General features: G+C 31.2%; 4 protein-coding genes. 1 reads left to right on the forward strand and 3 read right to left on the reverse strand.

The genetic code is table 11. The features are described from left to right. The first annotated feature begins 77 nt into the window (after positions 1-77). Positions 78-680, forward strand: a complete 603-nt coding sequence (locus NMM13_RS09990) for a hypothetical protein (protein WP_254736855.1) — start codon at positions 78-80, stop codon at positions 678-680. Positions 681-904: 224 nt separating this feature from the next. Here NMM13_RS09990 and NMM13_RS09995 read toward each other — a convergent pair whose 3' ends face one another. From NMM13_RS09995 to NMM13_RS10005, 3 genes are all read right to left on the reverse strand, one after another. Beyond that, the gene (locus NMM13_RS09995; RefSeq protein WP_254736856.1) at positions 905-1,237 is read right to left on the reverse strand and encodes a hypothetical protein; all 333 of its coding nucleotides are present in this window, start codon (positions 1,235-1,237) and stop codon (positions 905-907) included. A 214-nt stretch (positions 1,238-1,451) separates the two neighbouring features. Next, complete coding sequence (locus NMM13_RS10000) at positions 1,452-2,408, reverse strand: protein rep (RefSeq protein WP_254736857.1); 957 nt, start codon at positions 2,406-2,408, stop codon at positions 1,452-1,454. A 456-nt stretch (positions 2,409-2,864) separates the two neighbouring features. Next, positions 2,865-3,416: a hypothetical protein gene (locus NMM13_RS10005; protein ID WP_254736859.1), complete on the reverse strand. Its 552-nt coding sequence runs from the start codon at positions 3,414-3,416 to the stop codon at positions 2,865-2,867. Positions 3,417-4,299 lie beyond the last annotated feature (883 nt).

The following is a 4,299-nucleotide window of genomic DNA, read 5'->3' on the forward strand; positions in this document are numbered from 1 at the left end:
AAAAAAAAGACTGTTAAGCAGGAAAAAAGAGGAGTAAAATTAGTGTATACATAAAATAAAAACTAGGAGGTTTTACCATGGTTAAGAAGTCAATGAAAAAAGTTGCAATGTTGTTTACGGTCTTGTCTTTAGGTAGTGTAGTAGTTCCTGGTCTTGTTTCAAGTGGTGTTTATGCTGAATCTGTTCATAACGAAAATGTAGAAAATAAAAGTTATGAATTAAAATTTACAGAATTGAGTAAAAAGCGTTTTGATTTAATGTTAAAAGTTTCTAAACATATCTATTTTAGCTCCATTGGTTTAATGAATTTAGAAATAACCGAACAATTGAAAGAAAAATACAATTTATCTGATTCTGATGTTGAAGAAATTAATGCAGTTTTAGATTCCTATAATGAAGGAGTTTGGGAAAATAAATCTAGAATGGTATTTGAAGACTATCATCTTATTTTAGATAAAGACGATATGGCTGTCCTTCTTCAAGTAGCTAGTATGTACGGTCCTGCAGGAATTGCTAGTGCTTTAGCAGCTATGGGTTCAGTTATTCCTGGAGCAGGAACAATCATAGCAGCTGTTATTGGTTTTTTTGGTGTATCAGCAATACTCGGAAACGCTTCTTATGCGATATTAACAAATAAAAGACTAAAACTCGGATTAACTGGGGTTAGTGTGGTGGATTAAAATATGACTAAATTTACTTATGGAGTTTATTTAGGATTATTTGTAGGATTATTTGGTTCAATATTTGTTTATTACTTTTTGCCAGATTTATTTCCAATATATCCCAATATACTTTCAACTTTTTTCTTTTTAAGCTTACTTTATGCTGTATTAATGTTTATCTATAAAAAAATAAAACAAAAAAGCCATCCTTTTTAGGATGGCTTTTCTGTTTATCTTAATTTTTATTTCCAAATTTTCCACCATTTTTTCTGTTCAATTTTTTCCGGCAGTAATAATTGGTTTTTATTTTGTTCATTGAGTAGTAATTTTTGTGATTGGTCAATTAACTGATGTAATTTTTGGATTTCTTCTTCTCTTTTTTGTAATTGTCTTTTTAACTCTTCCACCAATTCGTCATTTTTAACGCCAGCATTTTGCTGGTATTCTGCTGGCATTATTCTGTCATAAATAAAATTTTGGACACTTTTATTTTCCTCTTTTGCCAGAGTTATGACAGCATTTTTCTCTTCTTCAGTAAGTCTAACTGTTACTTTCTTTACAACGTTTTTAACCATTTTATTAAGCTCCTTTTTCCAACAAAATGCCAGCACTTTGTCGTCACTATGCTGTCACTATTTTACCACACTAAAAAATGCTGGCAAAATGCCAGCATTTATAAAATTAAAAAATAAAAGCAGTCTGCAGACTGCTTTTTAAAAATTGCCTCACCTAATGGAACAATCAAGGCTTGTTCTGCCTGTGCAACTTTGAAATTATTATAGCATTATTTTAATCAAGATAATAATTTTGACGTTGCCAATTCCACCTTGCAATAATCACTTGACCAGTTGTCGGCTCTTTATCTTCTTCTGAATCTGTTTTAATTAAATCTCCACTTTCGACATCTTCCAGTTGTAACTCTTTGCGAATTTCTTTGAAGATGCCACCGAAGGAGATAAGTCTTTTACTCTTTAACCCTTTTTCTAAATCTTCCACTCTTTGTAAATTTTCGTCGCGATCGTTTGTTAAATAGTCAATAGATTTTACAGGATACTTTGCAGTTTCATACACTGCACCAATTACCCCTTTTTCTTTTTCAGTGGCTTTTGGTTTAACTGCTTTTACATTCACGATAGGTGTGTAATCAATCTTCAAAGCTTTCTTCCAGAGCTCTGTTAACTCTGCTTGAGAAATATAATTGTCATTAGAATTAAAATAACTCGACTTAACAAACACTAAAACGTGTAGGTGTTGATTATACGAACCGTCTTTTTGATTAACTGTAACTTCTGTAGCTTTTAAGTATCCTAGCATATTCTTTTTGATTTTTTTGTACTTCATCATTAAATCAAAAGCCTTATTCATTTTAGATATTTCTGTATTTAACTCTTTTCCCGTAAAGACATTTTTAGTGGTTAACGTCCAAAATAGGAAACGACCTTTAGGATTTCTTTTAACGGCTTCATTGATGATCTGAATAACCTGGTTAGAATGTTTTAACGATTTTCGCCAGTTGCAAACTGGACACAAACGCGAACCACAAAACCATGTTTGATGTAATTTCAAGCGACCTTCCTCATTTCTTGTGAACTGTAAAATGTCTGCACATTCTTTTACTCTACCTGCTTTTCGATACCTAAGTTCACTAAGTAAATCGGCATATTGAATATTTCCTTTTTTCTTTCCTTGCCAATCATTCGCTTTTCCATTCTTTCGAATGTCTTTTAATACTTGACCTTTTTCCATATTTCGTTTAAGATGACTTTGTAATAAATTCGAATTTAAAAGACACCTTGACCTACCTTTCGTTTTGTTTTTTTCTAGACAAAAAAAGCATAAAACTTTCACTGGTAAAAGTCAAGGTTTTTCTTTTTATATCAGTATCTAAAGGCTGTTTTTAAAATTCGTGTTGATTGTATATAGTATCAAGATAAGAAGAAAAAATTTCCTATCGGAAATTTTTTAATTTTAATCCACTCTTTTATAGTTAAATTTGTTTATCAAAAAAAAGAGAGACGCCTTAACAGCGTCTCTCTTTTTTTTCTATATACCAGTCGGCAAACACCCAACAAACAAAAGGAACAAGCCAATAGGTTGATACTTTTAAAAAAGACTCAAAGGTCAAATTACCTAAAACCAAACTATTTAAAATAAACGTAATGATAATAAAACAGTAAATCGAAATTTTATTTTTTAAATTCATTAAGTCCATCCCATTTCACATCTTACGGCATTAACAACTAAACCAAAAGCGATCATATATAAATTACCTTTAACTCCTAATCTAGCTAAATATTCAACAATTTTTGCAATAAGAGAAGCTGCACCTATTTTAATTTCTTCGCTTTCAAAAATTTTAGCAATAGCGGACAAACTTAATAATCCTGCTATTTCTTTTCCTGTTTCATTCAAAGCACAACCAGCAAGCCAAATGAAGTCAATTTTAAAAGCTACACCATTATTTTTATCCTTACGCTGTTCAGCTATAAATTTTCTCACTTCTTTGTTCGAACGTTGAATATAGTTATTATATTTATAAACTGCATAATTATTCATTTTAACTTTTCCATCTTCTTCATAAAACAATTCACTTAAAACAGCAGCTGCTTTTTCAATTTCTTCTTGATTTAATTCAATTTGATTATTGACTTCTGAAGCGTAAATTGTTGTAGAAACCACTGCAGGAAATATTACCCCAACTAATGACAAAGAGACAAACAACACAGCGAAATATTTTTTGAAACGATTAAACATAGATAAAACCTCCTTAATTTTTATTTTATTTTTATGTATATACTAATTTTACTCCTTTTTTTTATTTCTAACAGTCTGTTTTTTAGTTTTTAGTAGCGGTATAATTAATTTTTACGGTACTAAATTAGGGGCTTACTCCGCCCCTATAACCCCGAGCAAGCGTGCGACGCTTGACCCGACCTCTAGCAATTAAAATTCCTTTTTTTGAAATTTCATTTGCTTGTCGGTTTTCAAAATCTAACAAAATAAAAAAATAAAACAAGGGTAAATGAACTCACTTCGTTCGCCCTTGTTTTATTTTTCTATTTCGTTTTTACGATTTTGCCGACAGCAATTAAAATTCCAAAAAATCAAAAATCGCATAATAACAACGTTAATTAATGCCACGGTTTTGTGTCATTGTTTGCCACAAAACCTAGTACTAGGGCTATTTTTTGTCCCCATTCGTTTAGCCTGTACTACAGGCTTCTCCATGAATGTGGGGACAAAACCCCTTATGCTCTTCACAACATTTAGCTTAAATTTTAACGTGGATCCATTGGACGTATTTGCGTTTTAAATGCGACTGAATAAAAAACCCTTTTCGATTTTTTAAATCGCTCTAAGGGGTCTTATTTTGCAAATAAAAGGGGTTTGGGTTCGCCCAAAAATTTCTAAAAAGTAAAAATCGGTTCGATTGGTTTTTAGAAAAAGTTGTAAATGGGTACCCTTTTACCATGCTTGCAAAAGATAAATTTACTTCTTCAGCAATCTTCTCTTTTTTCGTTTGCAAGCATGGTGTTTGTACGTACAAACACGAATTTAAAATTTAAGGGGTACCCCCTAACACCCCTTCTTAAGAAAAAAAGTCTCCATAAAAATAATTATACTCCTACTAAAATTG

The organism is Streptococcus sp. CF8_St5-11, assembly GCF_024295625.1.
GTDB lineage: Bacteria > Bacillota > Bacilli > Lactobacillales > Streptococcaceae > Streptococcus.

Coding starts and splice junctions, on each gene's coding strand:
- NMM13_RS09990 (WP_254736855.1), top strand. CDS start 78: ATGGTTAAGAAGTCAATGAAAAAAGTTGCAATGTTGTTTACGGTCTTG.
- NMM13_RS09995 (WP_254736856.1), bottom strand. CDS start 1,237: ATGGTTAAAAACGTTGTAAAGAAAGTAACAGTTAGACTTACTGAAGAA.
- NMM13_RS10000 (WP_254736857.1), bottom strand. CDS start 2,408: ATGGAAAAAGGTCAAGTATTAAAAGACATTCGAAAGAATGGAAAAGCG.
- NMM13_RS10005 (WP_254736859.1), bottom strand. CDS start 3,416: ATGTTTAATCGTTTCAAAAAATATTTCGCTGTGTTGTTTGTCTCTTTG.